The sequence below is a fragment of the Streptomyces canus genome (assembly GCF_041435015.1).
In the GTDB taxonomy this organism is placed as follows: Bacteria; Actinomycetota; Actinomycetes; order Streptomycetales; family Streptomycetaceae; genus Streptomyces; species Streptomyces canus_G.
In genome coordinates, this window is the sequence record NZ_CP107989.1 from 8,419,487 (window position 1) to 8,436,374 (window position 16,888).

The following is a 16,888-nucleotide window of genomic DNA, read 5'->3' on the forward strand; positions in this document are numbered from 1 at the left end:
TCCGGAGCCGATTCCTGGCCGACTGTGAGCGCCCTGGGATATCTTGAAGTAAGCGGTCGTTAACCAGTGACCGGGTGTCTCCGATCGGGCATACTCACAGGACGCAGCCGCTGGTCAGCAGCTTCCGTGACCCGGGAGACGCGAGCAGCGACCGGCGTTCAGTGATACCGGCGGAGCCGTCCCACCCCACGGCGTGCGTCCGTCAGCGCCCTACAGGGAGGAGAGCGTCGCCATGCCCGACCGCGCCCCGCAGCCGGTGGACCGGCAACTGCCCACGGACGAGGCCCGGGATCTGATCTCGCTCGTCCGCGACATCGCGCAGCATGAGATCGCCCCGAAGGCGGCCGAGGAGGAAGGCGCCGGGCACTTCCCGCGCGAGGTCTTCACCCTGCTCTCCCGGACCGGCCTGCTCGGTCTGCCCTACGCCTCCGAGCACGGCGGCGCCGACCAGCCGTACGAGGTCTATCTCCAGGTCCTCGAAGAACTCGCCGCCGCCCGCCTCACCGTCGGTCTCGGCGTCAGCGTGCACACCCTCTCCTCCTACGCGCTCGCCACCTACGGCACCAAGGAACAGCAGGTCGAGTTCCTGCCCGCGATGCTGGGCGGCGGACTGCTCGGCGCCTACTGCCTCTCCGAGCCCTCGTCCGGTTCGGACGCGGCCTCGCTGCGGACCAGAGCGGTCCGGGACGATGGGGGCCCCTCCCGCGTGAGCGCAGTCGAGCGTGGGGGAGACTGGGTGATCACCGGCACCAAGGCCTGGATCACGCACGGCGGCGTCGCCGACTTCTACACCGTCATGGCGCGCACCGGCGAGGAAGGGCCGCGCGGGATCACCGCCTTCCTGGTGCCCGCCGACGCGGAGGGCGTGAGCGCCGCGGCGCCGGAGAAGAAGATGGGCATGAAGGGCTCGCCCACCGCCCAGGTCCACTTCGACGGTGTGCGGGTCCCGGACGGGCGGCGCATCGGCGACGAGGGGCAGGGTTTCGCGATCGCCCTGTCCGCGCTCGACTCGGGGCGGCTCGGCATCGCGGCCTGCGCGATCGGAGTGGCCCAGGCGGCCCTCGACGAGGCGGTGGGCTATGCCACCGGGCGGCAGCAGTTCGGGCGTCCGATCGCCGACTTCCAGGGCCTGCGCTTCATGCTCGCCGACATGGCGACCCAGATCGAGGCGGGCCGGGCGCTGTACCTCGCGGCGGCGCGGCTGCGCGACGCCGGACGGCCCTTCGCCAAACAGGCGGCCATGGCCAAACTGCACTGCACCGACACCGCGATGAAGGTCACCATCGACGCCGTCCAGGTCCTCGGCGGCTATGGCTACACCGCGGACTTCCCCGCCGAGCGGTACATGCGCGAGGCCAAGGTCCTGCAGATCGTCGAGGGCACCAACCAGATCCAGCGGATGGTCATCGCCCGTCACCTAGCGGGTCCGGAGACCCGCTGAACTGACCCGGTCTGACCTGCGGCGCCGCCAGCCGGACCCACTCCGGGTCGTGGCGTCCCGGAAGGGTCCGGCCGCGGTTGGCCCACGTGCGCATCAGGTCACGGTAGATGGGCGGGTCCTGAGGCGGCGGCGGGGCCGGGCGGAAGGGGGACGGAGCCGACGGAGCCGATTCTGCGACCGGTGCATACGTACGGGTCATACCGGGGCAACGCGGAAACCGGTGGCCGGGTCACCGCTCCCCGCAATCGAGAGTGAGTTCGCGGACGTCCGGCCGGACATCTGGCCAGTCACAGCGGTCTGACATACCGTCAGCCAACTGCCGGCAGGGAGGTTGGCCATGACCGACGACCGCCCCGTACCGCTCGACGAGTACCCCGTGCACCAGGTGCCCCTGTCCATGAAGTACGTCGCGACGGGGGACCGCAACGCCTACGACCGCTGCATCTTCCACGTCCTCGACCACGACGGTCGCGCCCTGCTGATCCTCGGGCTCGGTGTGTACCCCAACCTCGGGGTGATCGACGCCTACGCGACCCTCCGCCTCGGCGAGACCCTGCACGCGGTGCGCGCCTCGGACGCCCTACGGGACGACTCGCGCACGAACCTGGCCGTCGGCCCGCTGCGCATTCTCGTCGAACGCCCCCTGCGCGACTTCGTGTTGAGCTGCGAGGCGGCTCCCGACGACCCGGACGGGCTGTCGTACGAGATCAACTGGAGCGCCGACTTCCCTGCGCTCTGGGAACCGCACCACCTTCAGCGGCGGGGCGGCCGGCTCACCCTGGAGGGGAGGCGTTTCGCGCAGGCCGGTCACTGCGACGGCTGGATCCGGGTGGGCGGGCGCGAGCTGCGCGTGCGGGGCTGGACCGGGACCCGGGACCGCAGCTGGGGTGTGCGGCCGGTGCCGGGGGAGGAGGGCGGCCGGCTCGCCGAGGAACATCCGACTGCGGGCTTTCACTGGATCTGGTGTCCGGTCCGCTTCGAGGACCGCTTCCTCATGGTGATCGTCCAGGAGGACGCCGACGGCCACCGCTCGCTCAACGACGCGACTCTGGTCCGACCGGGCCACCGAGACCGCCAACTCGGCTGGCCCCAGACCGAGATCACCTACCGCTCAGGCACCCGCCACCCGGAACGCGCTCTCGTCCACCTTGGTGACCTCCGCAAGCCCATGGAGCTGGAGGTGGAGGTCCTCACCTCCTCACCGCTCGCACTCGGCGCCGGCTACCCGCCTGCCGACGACTGGCAACACGGCACCTGGCAGGGCCGCGACTGGACCGACCGCCGCACCTACGACCTCGCCGAGCCGCACCCCCTGGCCGCGTTCGGCGTCACCGACCACGCGGCCCGCTTCCGGCTGGACGGCCGGATCGGCCACGGCATCTTCGAACACGGATCATTCGGACGGCACGACCCGAGCGGTTTCACCGGCTTCGACTCGGTGGCTCCGTGAGGCAGTCCCGGAGACAAGGGAGTTGACGACGTGGCCACGGCACCCCGCCCCCGCACCACCACCCGCGACCCGGAGGAACTCGCCCACCGCCTCACCGCCTGGCTCGGCACCCGCCTGCCCGGCGCGAAGGCCGTCGACGTGACGGTCCCCGCCTCGAACGGCCTGTCCAGCGAGACCCTGCTCTTCGACATCGAGCACCCCGAACCGCCCCTCCGCTCCTGCGCGTTGCGGCTCGCAGCGGATCCGTCGGCGTACACGGTCTTCCCGGTCTACGACATGGTCCGCCAGTACCGCACGATGGAAGTGGTCGGCCGCTCGTCGGAACTCCCGGTCCCGAAGGTGCGGTGGCTGGAGGAGAACCCGGGCCCGCTCGGGGCACCGTTCTTCGTCATGGAGCGCGTGCGGGGACGCGTACCGCCGGATGTCATGCCCTACACCTACGAGGGCAACTGGCTGCACGCCGCGAGCGACACCGAACGCGAACACCTCGAGACCGCCACGGTCGGGCTGTTGGCGCACCTCCACGACCAAGTCCCCGTGCAGGAAGCGGGGTTCCTGGAGCTGCCCGGCGAGGGCGACGCGCTGCGCCGCCATGTCACCGCCCAACGCGCTTACTACGACTGGGTGGTGGACGGACTCGCCCGCTCACCCCTCATCGAGCGTGCCTTCGACCGGCTGGAGCAGCTCTGGCCGCCCGACCCGGGCCCACCCGTCCTCAACTGGGGCGACGCACGCATCGGGAACGTGATCTACGACGGCTTCGACCCCGTCGCCGTCCTGGACTGGGAGATGGCGGCCCTGGCCCCGCGCGAGGTCGACCTCGGCTGGACCGTCTATCTGCACCGCTTCTTCCAGGACCTGACGGTCGCCTTCGGCCAGCGCGGACTGCCCGACTTCCTGCGCCGCGACCGGGTCGAGGCCCGCTATGCCCGGCTCACCGGCCACACGCCGCGCGACATGGACTTCTTCACGCTGTACGCCGCGCTGCGGCACGCGATCGTCATGCTGCGCATCGCCCACCGCCAGGCGTTCTTCGGCGAGGTGGACCTCCCGGCGGACCCGGACACACTGATCCTGCACCACGGCAGCCTGCGAGCCATGGTGCACGGCAGCTACTGGGACTGAGCGAGGCGGCTCAGGCGGCCTGACGGCGCATCACCGGCACGCGCATGGGGCGCGAACCCGGGCCACCGACGTGCGAGAACGGCTGGGTCCGCCAGTCGAGTCCCTGCGGGAGCGTCAACAGGAGGGCGGTGTGCTGCTCCTGGGGCTCCGCCGACTCGTCCGCCGACCGGGCCTCGGAGGCCTTACGGCCCGTACCGGCGCAGACCGTGAGGCCGAAGGGGTTCCACGGCGAGGCGCACAACGCGTGCTCCGGCAGCACCTCCTCGTCCGCCAGCAGGGCGATGGGCTGCGCGCAGTCCGGGCAGATCACCCGGTACATCTCGAAGGTGTCGTACGCGTCGAAGTCGTCGTCGAGAGCGTCGGGTTCGACGCCCTCCGGCTCGGACTGGACAACCGCCTGGAGGCGCTTGGGCGCGGTACGACCAGGGCGCTGAAGACTCTGCATTGGGTTCTCCCCCTCGGACTGGGCCGTGACGGCGCTGCGGTCTCGACCACAGCAAGCACTTCCCGTCCCGTCATCGCGGTAATCACGAGAACATCACGGAGGCCGTTCGGTGGGTGTGGCCTTCGTCACATGCCGCTCGCAGATGCCCGTGGCGGTCGCTTTGTCCCTCAGGTGGCTCACAGGCACCTCTCGGTCACATCACGAACCGGGCATGACCTGGGGCGCTCAGGTATCCGAGGAGATCAGGCGCACTGTAGGTTCTTGCGCCATGGAGGAGCTGGACCGACAAATCGTGCAGCTGCTCGTCAAGGACGGGCGGATGAGTTACACGGACCTGGGCAAGGCCACGGGCCTGTCCACCTCGGCCGTGCACCAGCGGGTGCGACGGCTGGAGCAGCGTGGTGTCATCCGCGGGTACGCCGCGGTGGTCGACCCCGAGGCGGTGGGCCTGCCCATGACCGCCTTCATCTCGGTGAAACCGTTCGACCCCAGCGCCCCCGACGACATCGCGGACCGCCTGGCCGGCGTCCCCGAGATCGAGGCGTGCCACAGCGTGGCGGGCGACGAGAACTACATCCTGAAGGTTCGCGTGGCGACCCCGCACGAGCTGGAGGAGCTGCTGGCGAGGGTCAGGAGCCTGGCGGGGGTCTCGACGCGTACGACGGTGGTCCTGTCGACCCCGTACGAGGCAAGGCCACCGCGCATCTGAATCGGCGAGGGCTGTGCCGGCTGAGGGGCGCGGCTCCACGGCGGGACCGCCCCTGAAACACTGTCCCCCATGAGCGCACAGCACACCGTCCTCCTCCGCCGAGGCGAAGTCCACAGCCCCGCCGACCCTTTCGCCACCGCGATGGTCGTCGAGCGCGGACAGGTGGCCTGGGTCGGTTCTGAAGGCGCCGCCGACGCCTTCGCGGACGGCGTCGACGAGGTCGTGGACCTGGACGGCGCTCTGGTCACCCCTGCGTTCACGGACGCACATGTGCACACGACCGCCACGGGTCTTGCCCTCACCGGCCTGGACCTGTCCACCGCACCTGATCTGTCCGCCGTCCTGGCCCGCGTGCGAGACTTCGCCGCCGCCCGCCCCGACGACCACGTCCTCCTCGGCCATGGCTGGGACGCCTCCCGCTGGCCCGACAGCCGCCCTCCCACACGCGCGGAACTCGACGCGGCCACAGGCGGCCGCCCCCTCTATCTGAGCCGCATCGACGTCCACTCGGCGGTGGCGACGACGGCACTGCTCGACATGGCGTCCCTCGGAGCGGTGGACGGTCCCCTGACGGCCGACGCCCACCACGCGGTCCGCTCCAAGGCGCTCGCCTCCGTCTCCCCGGCCCAACGCGCGCAAGCGCAGCGCGCCGCCCTCGCCCACGCCGCCTCCCTCGGTATCGGCACGCTTCACGAATGCGCAGGCCCCGAGATCTCCTCCGAGGACGACTTCACCGGACTGCTGCGGCTCGCGAGCCAGGAGCCGGGCCCGAGGGTGGTCGGCTACTGGGCCGAGCGGGCCGATGAAGGCGTTGCCAAGGCGCGGCAGCTCGGTGCCCTCGGCGCCGCCGGAGACCTCTTCGTCGACGGCGCTCTCGGTTCCCACACGGCGTGCCTGCACGAGCCGTACACCGACGCCGACCACACCGGGATCGCCTACCTGGACGCCGCCGCCGTGGCCGATCATGTGACCGCCTGCACCGAGGCGGGCCTGCAGGCCGGCTTCCACGCGATCGGCGACGCGGCGGTGGACGCCGTGGTCGAGGGCGTCCGCGCCGCCGCGGAGAAGCTGGGCCTCGCCCGCGTCCGTGCCGCCCGGCACCGTGTCGAGCACGTCGAGATGCTCACCCCCGAGGCCGTCGCCGCCTTCGCCGAACTCGGTCTGACCGCCTCCGTCCAGCCCGCCTTCGACGCCCTGTGGGGCGGCGAGGACGGCATGTACGCCCGGCGCCTGGGCCGGGAGCGGGCGAGTCGTCTGAACCCCTTCGCGGCCCTCCTGCGCGCCGGTGTCCCGCTCGCCTTCGGCTCCGACAGCCCCGTCACGCCCCTCGACCCGTGGGGCACCCTGCGTGCGGCCGCCTTCCACCGCACCCCCGAGCACCGGGTCTCGGTGCGCGCCGCCTTCACCGCGCACACCCGCGGCGGCTGGCGGGCGATCGGCCGGGACGACGCGGGAGTCCTGGTGCCCGGCGCCCCCGCGGACTACGCCGTGTGGCGCACCGACCAACTGATCGTGCAGGCCCCCGACGACCGGGTCGCCCGCTGGTCCACCGACCCTCGCTCCGGCACCCCCGGTCTGCCCGACCTGACGCCGGGCCGTGACCTCCCCGTCTGTCTGCGGACCGTGGTCGGCGGACGGACGGTCTTCGTACGGCCGGGCGAGTGATCTCCGGGGGTGGCGGGGCACGGATCGTCCGCCGCCCCGCTGTCGCGCGACCTGCGCATCCTCCGCTCTGACCAGGGCGTTGTCGACAGACGTGCAGGTCAAACGACTGTTGACAGCCGACGGCAGGAGGCCGGTAGGTTCGGCCGGGTCCACCACCGGACGCCCGACCGGGGAATCTCCGCCCAGTCGTCGCAGCGCCGCTGGGTCAGGGACGGTGTGCCGCACCGGAACACCGTCACTGGGAGCCAGGCCCAGCGCTCGCGCCACGGCGAGGAGACGTTCCGTCCGGCCGGGGAGGTGTGACCCGGGTGGGGCCCGGGCGCTCAGTAGACAACGGCTTTCGGTCGACCCGCAGCCAGCGGGCCCCAGGTCGGCCCGAAGGGCGCCGGGCCCCCATCCGCAGCGAGGGCGGTGATTCCGCCATCATGGCCGAAACCATTATTCTTACCCCACTCTTGAGAAAACGACACCAGCATACGAACGCCTTGTCACGTCATCGCAGGCCGTGCGCACTATGGTGGACGCCTGCGCATTGACTCGAAGGGGCAGCAGTGAACGACGGCGACGGGACCCTCACGGGCCAGGAGAGGCGATTCGGCCCGCTCGGCACGGCGTTGGTGATCATTCCGACCTTCAACGAGGCGGAGAACATCAAGGCCATCGTCGGCCGGGTGCGCAAGGCCGTCCCGGAGGCGCACGTGCTCGTGGCCGACGACAACAGCCCCGATGGCACCGGCAAGCTCGCCGACGAACTGGCCGTCGAGGACGACCAGGTCCAGGTGCTGCACCGCAAGGGCAAGGAGGGCCTCGGCGCGGCCTATCTCGCGGGCTTCCACTGGGGCCTGGAGCACGGCTACGGCGTCCTGGTCGAGATGGATGCCGACGGCTCCCACCAGCCCGAGGAACTGCCCCGCCTGCTGACCGCCCTCAAGAATGCCGACCTGGTCCTCGGCTCCCGCTGGGTGCCCGGCGGCCGGGTCGTGAACTGGCCCAAGTCCCGCGAGTTCATCTCCCGCGGCGGCAGCCTCTACTCACGCGTGGCCCTCGACCTTCCGCTGCGTGACATCACCGGCGGCTACCGTGCCTTCCGCCGCGAGACCCTCGAAGGCCTCGGCCTCGACGACGTCGCCTCCCAGGGCTACTGCTTCCAGGTCGACCTCGCCCGCCGCGCGGTCAAGGCCGGTTACCACGTCGTCGAGGTGCCGATCACCTTCGTGGAGCGCGAACTCGGCGACTCCAAGATGAGTCGCGACATCCTCGTGGAGGCCCTGTGGCGGGTCACCACCTGGGGCGTGGGGGAGCGGGTCGGCAGGATCACCGCGCGGGGAAAGCGCGCACAGCCGTAGTCCTACCGCCTCACAGCCGCGGCTGATCGTCCCCTTATCCCGTGCTGAGCCGCACCCAGGCACACTGGACGTATGACGACAGGCGCTTCCGACCCCCACGTACCCCGCCCGGCCCCGCCGCTCCCGTACGCGCACCTTCCTGCCGCTGGGCGTCGCCGCCTGGCTGGTGCTGGAGATCTGGCTGCTGACCGTGGTCGCGAGCGCGACGAGCGGATTCGCGGTGTTCCTGCTGCTGGTCGCGGGCTTCGTGCTCGGCTCGGTGGTGATCAAGCGGGCCGGCCGCCGCGCCTTCCAGAACCTGAACGAGGCGCTTCAGCGGGGCGGGGCCCCCTCGAGCTCCGGCAGTAGTGGCAACGGCCTGATGATGCTGGGCGGCCTGCTCCTGATGATCCCGGGCCTGATCTCCGACGCCGTGGGCCTGCTCCTGCTGATCCCGCCGGTCCAGAAGGCCATCGGCCGGTACGCCGAGCGCACCTTCGACCGCAAGCTGCGCGAGGCCGCTCCGGGCACCCTGGGCGATGCCTTCCAGCAGGCCCGTATGCAGCGCCCCGACGGCAAGGTGGTCCAGGGCGAGGTCATCGTCCGGGACGAGCCGGGCGGCGACACTCCGCAGGAGCCGCGGCCGCCGCTCACGCGCTGAGGCGGTCGCGGGCAACCGCGGGCAGCACAAACCGCGGGCGCGGTACGTGAATCACGTACCGCGCCCGCGGTTACTTGTATGTGCTGTGTTCCCGCTCAGGCCGACTTGCGGCTGTCCCGGGGATGAACAGCGATGTTCATCGCGCCGGAACGCAGAACCGCCAGACGCTCCTCGAGGACCTCTTCGAGTTCCTCTCGGGTGCGTCGCTCCATCAGCATGTCCCAATGCGTACGCGCGGGCTTGGCCTTCTTCTCTTCAGGGCCGTCGCCGTCCACGAGGAGTGCCTGGGCCCCGCAGACCTTGCACTCCCACTCCGGCGGGATCTCCGCCTCGACCGAGAAGGGCATCTCAAAGCGATGTCCCTTCTCGCATGCGTACTCCACGGCCTGGCGCGGGGCCAGGTCGATGCCGCGGTCCGTCTCGTAGCTGGTCACCACGAGGCGCGTGCCGCGAAGAGCTCGCTCACTCATGAATCGTGCCTCCCGGGCTTGTCGCCCACAGGACAGGTGTCGCTGTCGTCGTCATCCGGTCAACGTCCGGTCGGCGGTAAAGATTCCCGTTCCGGGTCCCGTCCCGGGCAATGCATCGCCGTCGTAGCCGCCCCTTGTTGTACCCACCAGTGCCCGGTTTGTCACATCTACTAACAGATGTCACCCAGCGTTTCGGTATCTTTGACGCGCAGTAACGGTACGCCTGGCAGGCCAAACGCGTACACTACAGCGCTTTGGTGTTGAACGCTAAATCCTTTCGGGTACGGGATTGCCCGCGTCGCTGATCGCCCGCCGCACCGGAACCCGTGCGAGCAGGGCGAATCCGATGACGAAGAAGGCCACCAGCGAGATGATCGCGTCTCGATAACTTCCGGTTACCTGGTAGGTGATCCCGAACAGGAGCGGGCCCAGCCAGCTCATGCCGCGGTCGCTCATCTCGTACGCCGAGAAGTATTCGGCCTCCTTGCCGGGCGGGACGAGATGCGAGAACAGGGAGCGGGACAGGGCCTGGCTCCCGCCGAGGACGAGTCCGATGCCGGAAGCCAGGACGAAGAACCACACGGGTGCGCCGGCGGGCAGGAAGTATCCCGCGCCCAGGACCACCGCCCAGGCGACCAGGGATCCGAGGATCGTGCGCTTGGCCCCGTACACCCGGGCGATCCGGCCGAGCGCCAGCGCCCCCGCCACCGCGAGCACCTGGACCAGGAGCACGGCCGCGATGAGCGTCGACTGCCCGAGGCCCAGCTCCTCCGAGCCGTAGATCGACGCCTGGGAGATCACGGTCTGGATGCCGTCGTTGTAGACGAGGTACGCGAGCAGGAAGGCGAGGGTGAGCGGGTGGCGGCGCATGCCGCGGACGGTGGCCGCGAGCTGCCGGAAGCCGGGTGCCGTCGTTTCCGTCGGCCCTTCTTCGCGGGAGCGGCGATCTCGCAGCCGGCGGAGCGGAATCAGCGCGAAGGCGCCCCACCACAGTCCGGCCGAGGCCAGACAGATGCGGACGGCGGCACTCTCGGAGAGGCCGAAGGAGTCGTGGCCCGTGTAGAGAACGAGGTTCGCGACCAGGACGAGGGCGCCCGCCGCGTAGCCGAAGGCCCAGCCCTTGGAGGAGACGGCGTCGCGTTCCTCGGGTGGGGCGATCTGCGGGAGGTAGGAGTTGTAGAGCATGGTGCCGACGGCCGCCGCGGCGTTCGCGACGACCAGCAGGACCCCGCCGAGGAGATACCGGTCGCCGCCGAGGAAGAACATGCCGGTCGTCGCGGCGGCCCCGGTGTAGGCGGCGGCCGCCAGGAGGGGCTTCTTACGGCCGCTGCGGTCGGCGGCGGCCCCCACCAGGGGCATCACCAGCACGGCCACGATCACCGACAGGGACACCGAGTAGGCGAAGAAGGAGCCGGCCCGCACCGGGACGCCCAGCGGATGGACGTAGCCGTCCGGGTCCGCCGCCTTCTTGGCGACCGACGTCAGATAGGGGCCGAGGAACACGGTGAGGACGCTCGTCGAGTAGACGGAGCACGCCCAGTCGTAGAAGTACCAGCCGCGCTGCTCGCGCCGCCGGTCGGCGGCCTCGTCCGTCGAGCCCGCCCGCACGGTGTCGGTGCCCACCCGTGCCCTCGCTTCCCCGTGAAGGTGCCGTGCGCGGCCCGGGAGCGGGACGGGTCAGACCCAGACGCCCCGCTCCTCCATGACCTTGCGCAGTGTGTCGATGTGATCGGTCATGATGCCATCGACGCCCAGGTCCAGAACCCGGTGCATGCGATCGGGTTCGTTGATGGTCCACACGTGCACCTGCAGCCCACGCGCGTGTGCGGCGCGCACGAAGCGGTGGTCGACCACCTGGATGCCGGACTGGGCCTCGGGCACCTGTGCGGCGACGGCCGAGCGGCGCAGTGCGGCGGGGACTCCCCAGGAGCGCAGCCGCAGGTTCAGTACACCCCGGGTGCCGTACGACGTCGCCAGGCGTGGCCCGGCCAGCCGCTGGGCGCGCATCACCCGCGCCTCGGAGAACGAGCCGACGCAGACGCGGTCCCAGGTGTCGGTGCGCTCGATGAGGTCCAGGAACGGCTGGAGGGCGGGCCCGGCCTTGATGTCCACGTTCCAGCGCGCCTCGGGGAAGGTCTCCAGGAGCTCCTCGAACAGCGGCACCGGTTCCTTGCCCGCCACACGCGCGTGCCGTACGTCGGCCCAGGGCAGGTCGGCTATCCGGCCCGCCCCGTCGGTCACCCGGTCCAGGGTCGCGTCGTGGAAGGCGACCAGCCTGCCGTCCGCCGTGGCGTGGACGTCGGTCTCCAGGTACCGGTAACCCGCCTCGACCGCCCGCCGGAACTGGAAGGCGGTGTTCTCCAGCCCGTCCGCCGCCCCGCCCCGGTGGGCGAAGGGGATGGGGCCGGGATGGTCGAGGTAGGGGTGGCGTATCCGCGAGGTCACGGACGCAGTATCGCTCCCCGCGGTTGCCCGCTGGCAACGACCGTGCTGCCCTCGGATGCCGGGAGGACGGCGAACACACGCAGGAAGAGCTGGGCGAGGGGGCCGATGGACACCGCGTACAGGACGGTTCCGATGCCGATGGTGCCGCCGAGGACGAATCCCGTGACCACGACGGCCACTTCGACCGCGGTCCGCATCAGCCGGATCGAGCGTCCCGTCCGCCGGTGCAGCCCGGTCATGAGGCCGTCCCTGGGGCCCGGACCGAAGTCGGCGGCGATGTAGAGGCCGGTGGCCATGCCGTTGAGGACGATGCCGGCCAGCAGGAGAGGGGTCCGTATCGCGAGACCGTGCACCTCGGGGACGGCGGCGAGGGTGGCGTCCATGGCGATGCCGACCACGAAGACGTTGGACACCGTGCCGAGTCCCGGCCGCTGGCGCAGCGGGATCCACAGGAGCAGTACCGCCGCGCCCACGATGATCGACACGACCCCGATGGACAGTCCCGTCAGCTCGGCGAGGCCCTGGTGCAGCACGTTCCAGGGCTCGAGGCCCAGGCCCGCCTCGACGAGCAGCGCCGAGCTGGCCCCGTAGAGGGCGAGTCCGACGTACAGCTGGATCAACCGTCGTCCGCGACGGTTCTGCGTGGACAAGGCGCGGTCCCCCTGTGGTGGTAGTGGCCTGACGCATGACACCCTGTGGCTTGGGATGACACGCCATCCATGGCCAATTCGGGGAAGGTGGACTGATTTCAGTGGCGCAGTGGACCTCGGCGGTGGGTGCGGCGCAGCTCGCCCGGCTGCTCAACTCCCAGCAGGACCGTCCGGCGGGCCCCGGCACGCGCCGCCCACCGGCCTACCGCGCGCTCGCCGACGGCGTCCGCCTGCTGGTCCTGGAGGGCCGCGTTCCGGTGGCCGCCCGCCTGCCCGCGGAACGCGAACTGGCCCTCTCCCTGTCCGTCAGCCGTACGACCGTGGCGGCGGCCTACGAGGCGCTGCGGGCCGAGGGTTTCCTGGAGTCCCGGCGCGGCGCGGGCAGCTGGACGGCGGTCCCGGCCGGCAATCCCCTCCCGGCGCGCGGTCTCGAACCCCTCCCTCCCGAGGCCCTCGGGTCGATGATCGACCTGGGCTGCGCGGCACTGCCCGCGCCGGAGCCGTGGCTGACGCGGGCGGTGCAGGGGGCCCTGGAGGAACTGCCGCCGTACGCCCACACGCACGGCGACTACCCGGCGGGTCTTCCGGCACTGCGGACGATGATCGCCGAGCGGTACACCGCGCGCGGAATCCCCACGATGCCCGAGCAGATCATGGTCACGACCGGGGCGATGGGCGCGATCGACGCGATCTGTCATCTGTTCGGTGGCCGGGGCGAGCGCATCGCTGTGGAGTCCCCGTCCTACGCGAACATCCTCCAGCTGATGCGGGAGGCGGGCGCCCGGCTCGTGCCCGTCGCGATGGCGGAGGGGCTGACCGGATGGGACGTGGACCGCTGGCGGCAGGTGCTGCGGGACGCGGCGCCGCGGATCGCCTACGTCGTCGCCGACTTCCACAATCCGACCGGCGCGCTGGCCGACGAGGACCAGCGGCGGCGGCTGGTGGAGGCGGCACGGTCCGCGGGGACCGTGCTGGTGGCCGACGAGACGATGACCGAGCTGTGGCTGGACGAGGACGTCTCGATGCCGCGGCAGGTGTGCGCGTTCGACCCGGCCGGCTCGACCGTGGTCACCGTCGGCTCTGCCAGCAAGGCGTTCTGGGCGGGGATGCGGATCGGGTGGGTGCGGGCGGCGCCGGACGTGATCCGCAGCCTGGTCGCCGCGCGGGCCTATGCCGACCTGGGCACGCCCGTGCTGGAGCAGCTGGCCGTGAACTGGCTGTTCAGCACCGGGGGGTGGGAGCAGGCCGTGGAGCTGCGGCGCGGACAGGCCCGGGAGAACCGGGACGCGCTGGTGGCGGCGATGCGCAGGGAACTGCCGTCGTGGGAGTTCGAGGTGCCGCAGGGTGGCCTGACGCTGTGGGTGCGGGCCGGGGGATTGTCCGGCTCGCGGCTGGCGGAAGTGGGGGAGCGGGTGGGCGTACGCGTGCCGTCGGGACCGCGGTTCGGGGTCGACGGGGCCTTCGAGGGCTATGTGCGTCTGCCGTTCACCGTCGGGGGAGCGGTGGCCGACGAGGCCGCGGCGCGGTTGGCCGCGGCGGCGCGGGTGGTGGAGAGCGGCGGGTCCGGGGGCGGGGAGGCGCCGCGTACGTTCGTCGCGTGAGACGGAGCGAGTGGCAGGTCGGGGTGGTCGGGGTCGTCGCAGCCTCGGCGCTGTGGGACTGACGGCAACTGCCCCGGCCCAGGGGCGCGGGGAACTGCGCGATCCCCCCACGCACCCGCAGCCGCACGACAACCGCTGATGGTCACGGCGCTTCCGCGGCCACCGCTTCCGGCTCCGCTTTCGACAGGACTGGCTCTGCTTTCGAGAGGACCGGCTCTGCTTCCGAGGGGGCCCCTTCCGGCTCCGCTTCCGCGGTGACCGTCTCCCCGTCGGCCGGAGTCGTCCGCGCCGGCAACAGCGCCAGCACCGCCTGCCGGTCCGCCTCGCTCGTTGCTTCGTCGTACGGGTCCGGTGTGGCCGGCACCTGGAGACGATGGACCGGTCCCGTCCCCAGACGGGCGTACCCGCGGCCGGGCGGGACCTGCCCCGCCGGGGTCGTGTGCGGGGGCGCCCCCAGGAACGTCTCCAACTGGTCCGGCGTCGCCGGGCCCAGCACGACACGCGCGCGTGTGTGCTGCCGTACCGGATCGCTCAACGCCTCCGCGCTGTCGAACTGATCGGCCACCACCACCGTGACATTCGCCGCACGACCGTGCCGAAGGGGGACCTGGAGGAGGGTCTGCGGATCCTTGCGGCCGTCCGCGGCGGCCAGGTGGATGAAGGCGCTCGGGCGGTCGAGGAGGATCCACAGCGGGCGCTTGGTGTCGTCCGGCGAGGGCCGGCCGGCCTGACGGGCCTGGTTGGTCGCGATGAGACGGCGCTCCGTCTCGGTCGCCGCCCACTCCAGGCTGGCCAGTGCTCCCGCCAGTCCGCACTCGACCGCGAGGACCCCGTCCCGCCCGGTCAGGCACGCGTACTCGCCGGTGCCGCCGCCTTCGACGATGACCACATCGCCGTACTGAAGGGCCTGGAGCGCGATGGAGCGGAGCAGGGTCGAGGTGCCGCTGCCCGGCTGGCCCAGGACCAGCAGGTGCGGCTCGGTGGAGCGGATGCCGGTGCGCCAGACCACCGGCGGGACGTCGCGCTGTCCGTCGCCGTAGCCGAGCGGCAAGGTGCGCTGGACCTGGGTGGGGTCGGTGAAGCCGAGGACCGTCTCGCCCGGCGCGGTGACGAAACGCTGGGCGGCGATGTCGGTGGGCAGCGGGGCGAGGACAGTGACCGTGAGCTGGTTGCCCTCCTCGTCCCAGGTGAAGTGGTACTCGCGGCCGCGGCCCGACTTGGCGTGCAGGAGCTGCTCGACGCGGGCCCGGGCCTCGGCCTCGCCGTCGGCGAAGTACGCCGGGTAGCTGATCAGCAGATGGGTGATGCGACCGGTGCCGTCGAAGTCGTACGCGGGGAAGGCCTTCTCCCACTCGCCGCCGTGCGCGTACAGCGGGGCCGGGTCCTCGGCCGCCGAGAAGTACGGGACGAGCGCTTCGTACAGCGACTGGAGGCGCTGTGTCTGCGACTCGTCGGGTCCTTCCGGCTCCGACGGCTTGCGGTCCCGGCCCTGCCAGGCCGCCGCCGCCATCAGGCTGATGACGGCGAGCAGCGGACCGTACGGTACGAGCGCCACGACCAGGACCACCGAGGCCACCAGGAAAAGCAGCGGCCCGCGCTTGTCCTTGGGGGCCTCGGCCCACTTGCGCCGCCCGGCCGAGGCCAGCCGGCGCAGACCGCGAGTCATCGTGATCAGCGGGTGGAGGACGTCGGTGGCGCTGTCGGCCGCCGTCCGGGCCAGCTCCCGGCTCCGGGCGATCTGCGCGCTGCCTGTGCTCAGGATGCGGGGGAGGGGGCGGCGGGCCACAGCTGTCTCCTGGAGGTGCGTACGGACGGGAGGGGCGGCGTCAGAACTTGATGCCGCCGAGGAGGCTCGCCAGGCTCTCGCCGCCGGCCTTGATGCTCGGGGCGATGGCGGTGCTGGCCAGGTAGAAGCCGAACAACGCCGAGATCAGGGCGTGCGAGGCCTTGAGCCCGTCCTTGCGGAAGAAGATGAAGACGACGATGCCGAGCAGTACGACGCCCGAGATGGAGAGGATCATTTGGTGCTCCTGGTTCGTGGGGACAGTCACCATGAGTACTTCCAGGATCACAGCATGTATCCATACGACAAAAGGTGCAAATGGATGAATTTCCCGGGTTTTCACTTGGTTGGCAGAGCCGTGGTGTCCTGACGTCCGGCACTTCGGGTCATGTGGCGCGTGAGCCAGTACCCTTGCGAATCACCTGAACGGTTGTATGAGAGGCGGATCGGCCGATGACTGAAGCCCCCGACCCCGAGGTCGTGGAGCTGGCGACCAAGATCTTCGATCTGGCCCGACAGGGACAGACCGAGGCGCTCGTGGCGTACGTCGACGCGGGTGTTCCCGCAGGCCTCACCAACGACCGCGGGGACTCACTCGTGATGCTCGCCGCCTACCACGGTCACGCTAACGCGGTGCGTGCGCTCGTCGCCCGCGGGGCGGCGGCCGGCGGCGTCAACGACCGGGGGCAGACGCCCCTCGCCGGGGCTGTCTTCAAGGGCTCCACGGACGTCATCAAGGCCCTGTTGGAGGGCGGCGCCGATCCGGCCGAGGGCACCCCCTCGGCCCTCGACACGGCCCGGATGTTCGGCAGGGCGGAACTGCTCGAATTGTTCGGCGCATACTGATCCGTATGTTCTGACCAGCGAAAACACAGACAACGGGGGAGGCGGTACAGGGCCGCCGAAATTTCGGTCGCGGCAGATGGAAGTGCCGAGTCATCATGACGTCGTGGTTCACGGACGTGATGGCAGGGCAGGTGATGCCGCACCGCGCGGACCGTGATCGGGTCCGCATGGGCCACCGACGAGAGGCAGAGGAAGATGGCTTACAGCAAGCAGGAAACGGCGGGCGCCCCGACGTGTTGTCACGCGGCCAGGTAATGCACGTCCCCGGTTGC

General features: G+C 71.1%; 15 protein-coding genes and 1 pseudogene. 9 read left to right on the forward strand and 7 right to left on the reverse strand.

What is annotated here, in order from left to right; all coding sequences use genetic code 11:
* Positions 1 to 232 precede the first annotated feature (232 nt).
* From OG841_RS38480 to OG841_RS38490, 3 genes are all read left to right on the forward strand, one after another.
* Entirely contained in the window at positions 233 to 1,441 is a 1,209-nt protein-coding gene (locus OG841_RS38480; RefSeq protein ID WP_371568924.1) for an acyl-CoA dehydrogenase family protein, read from the forward strand.
* A gap of 337 nt (positions 1,442 to 1,778) precedes the next feature.
* The gene (locus OG841_RS38485) at positions 1,779 to 2,891 is read left to right on the forward strand and encodes a hypothetical protein (protein WP_371568927.1); all 1,113 of its coding nucleotides are present in this window, start codon (positions 1,779 to 1,781) and stop codon (positions 2,889 to 2,891) included.
* Positions 2,892 to 2,921: 30 nt separating this feature from the next.
* Positions 2,922 to 4,016 (forward strand): phosphotransferase family protein, encoded by a 1,095-nt coding sequence (locus OG841_RS38490; RefSeq protein WP_371568930.1) that lies wholly within the window; start codon positions 2,922 to 2,924, stop codon positions 4,014 to 4,016.
* A gap of 10 nt (positions 4,017 to 4,026) precedes the next feature.
* Here the strand turns inward: OG841_RS38490 and OG841_RS38495 are convergent, their stop codons facing one another.
* Positions 4,027 to 4,461 carry a hypothetical protein gene (locus OG841_RS38495; RefSeq protein WP_328637172.1) on the reverse strand — a complete coding sequence of 145 codons (435 nt, stop codon included), beginning with the start codon at positions 4,459 to 4,461 and terminating at the stop codon, positions 4,027 to 4,029.
* A 268-nt stretch (positions 4,462 to 4,729) separates the two neighbouring features.
* Between OG841_RS38495 and OG841_RS38500 the strand changes: the two genes are divergently transcribed.
* The 4 genes and pseudogenes from OG841_RS38500 (at position 4,730) to fxsA (ending at position 8,821) form a co-directional block, all read left to right on the forward strand.
* The gene (locus OG841_RS38500; RefSeq protein ID WP_006136660.1) at positions 4,730 to 5,170 is read left to right on the forward strand and encodes an Lrp/AsnC family transcriptional regulator; all 441 of its coding nucleotides are present in this window, start codon (positions 4,730 to 4,732) and stop codon (positions 5,168 to 5,170) included.
* Between the two features lie 69 nt (positions 5,171 to 5,239).
* Complete coding sequence (locus OG841_RS38505) at positions 5,240 to 6,835, forward strand: amidohydrolase (protein ID WP_371568933.1); 1,596 nt, start codon at positions 5,240 to 5,242, stop codon at positions 6,833 to 6,835.
* Positions 6,836 to 7,386: 551 nt separating this feature from the next.
* Positions 7,387 to 8,181, forward strand: a complete 795-nt coding sequence (locus OG841_RS38510) for a polyprenol monophosphomannose synthase (RefSeq protein WP_328637170.1) — start codon at positions 7,387 to 7,389, stop codon at positions 8,179 to 8,181.
* A 72-nt stretch (positions 8,182 to 8,253) separates the two neighbouring features.
* Positions 8,254 to 8,821, forward strand: a pseudogene (gene fxsA / locus OG841_RS38515) (FxsA family membrane protein).
* Between the two features lie 95 nt (positions 8,822 to 8,916).
* On the opposite strand, the gene OG841_RS38520 reads toward fxsA, so the two are convergent.
* From OG841_RS38520 to yczE, 4 genes are all read right to left on the reverse strand, one after another.
* Positions 8,917 to 9,291 (reverse strand): RNA polymerase-binding protein RbpA, encoded by a 375-nt coding sequence (locus tag OG841_RS38520; protein WP_003977404.1) that lies wholly within the window; start codon positions 9,289 to 9,291, stop codon positions 8,917 to 8,919.
* Between the two features lie 267 nt (positions 9,292 to 9,558).
* A complete protein-coding gene (locus OG841_RS38525; RefSeq protein ID WP_371568940.1) occupies positions 9,559 to 10,914 on the reverse strand; it encodes an MFS transporter in 1,356 nt (451 codons plus the stop codon).
* Between the two features lie 54 nt (positions 10,915 to 10,968).
* Complete coding sequence (locus OG841_RS38530; protein WP_371568942.1) at positions 10,969 to 11,736, reverse strand: glycerophosphodiester phosphodiesterase; 768 nt, start codon at positions 11,734 to 11,736, stop codon at positions 10,969 to 10,971.
* Positions 11,733 to 12,386, reverse strand: coding sequence for a membrane protein YczE (yczE, locus tag OG841_RS38535; RefSeq protein WP_371568945.1), 654 nt, complete (start codon positions 12,384 to 12,386; stop codon positions 11,733 to 11,735). Before yczE ends, OG841_RS38530 begins: the two co-directional genes overlap by 4 nt.
* Positions 12,387 to 12,487: 101 nt before the next feature.
* Between yczE and OG841_RS38540 the strand changes: the two genes are divergently transcribed.
* Positions 12,488 to 13,987, forward strand: a complete 1,500-nt coding sequence (locus OG841_RS38540; protein ID WP_371568948.1) for an SCO1417 family MocR-like transcription factor — start codon at positions 12,488 to 12,490, stop codon at positions 13,985 to 13,987.
* 142 nt (positions 13,988 to 14,129) lie between these two features.
* On the opposite strand, the gene OG841_RS38545 is transcribed toward OG841_RS38540, so the two are convergent.
* Both OG841_RS38545 and OG841_RS38550 read right to left on the reverse strand, forming a co-directional pair.
* Positions 14,130 to 15,773 (reverse strand): hypothetical protein, encoded by a 1,644-nt coding sequence (locus OG841_RS38545; protein WP_371568951.1) that lies wholly within the window; start codon positions 15,771 to 15,773, stop codon positions 14,130 to 14,132.
* Positions 15,774 to 15,813: 40 nt separating this feature from the next.
* Entirely contained in the window at positions 15,814 to 16,008 is a 195-nt protein-coding gene (locus OG841_RS38550) for a hypothetical protein (protein ID WP_007380617.1), read from the reverse strand.
* A gap of 215 nt (positions 16,009 to 16,223) precedes the next feature.
* Between OG841_RS38550 and OG841_RS38555 the strand changes: the two genes are divergently transcribed.
* On the forward strand, positions 16,224 to 16,616 hold the full coding sequence (locus OG841_RS38555) for an ankyrin repeat domain-containing protein (protein WP_328637164.1): 393 nt from the start codon (positions 16,224 to 16,226) through the stop codon (positions 16,614 to 16,616).
* Positions 16,617 to 16,888: the final 272 nt, after the last annotated feature.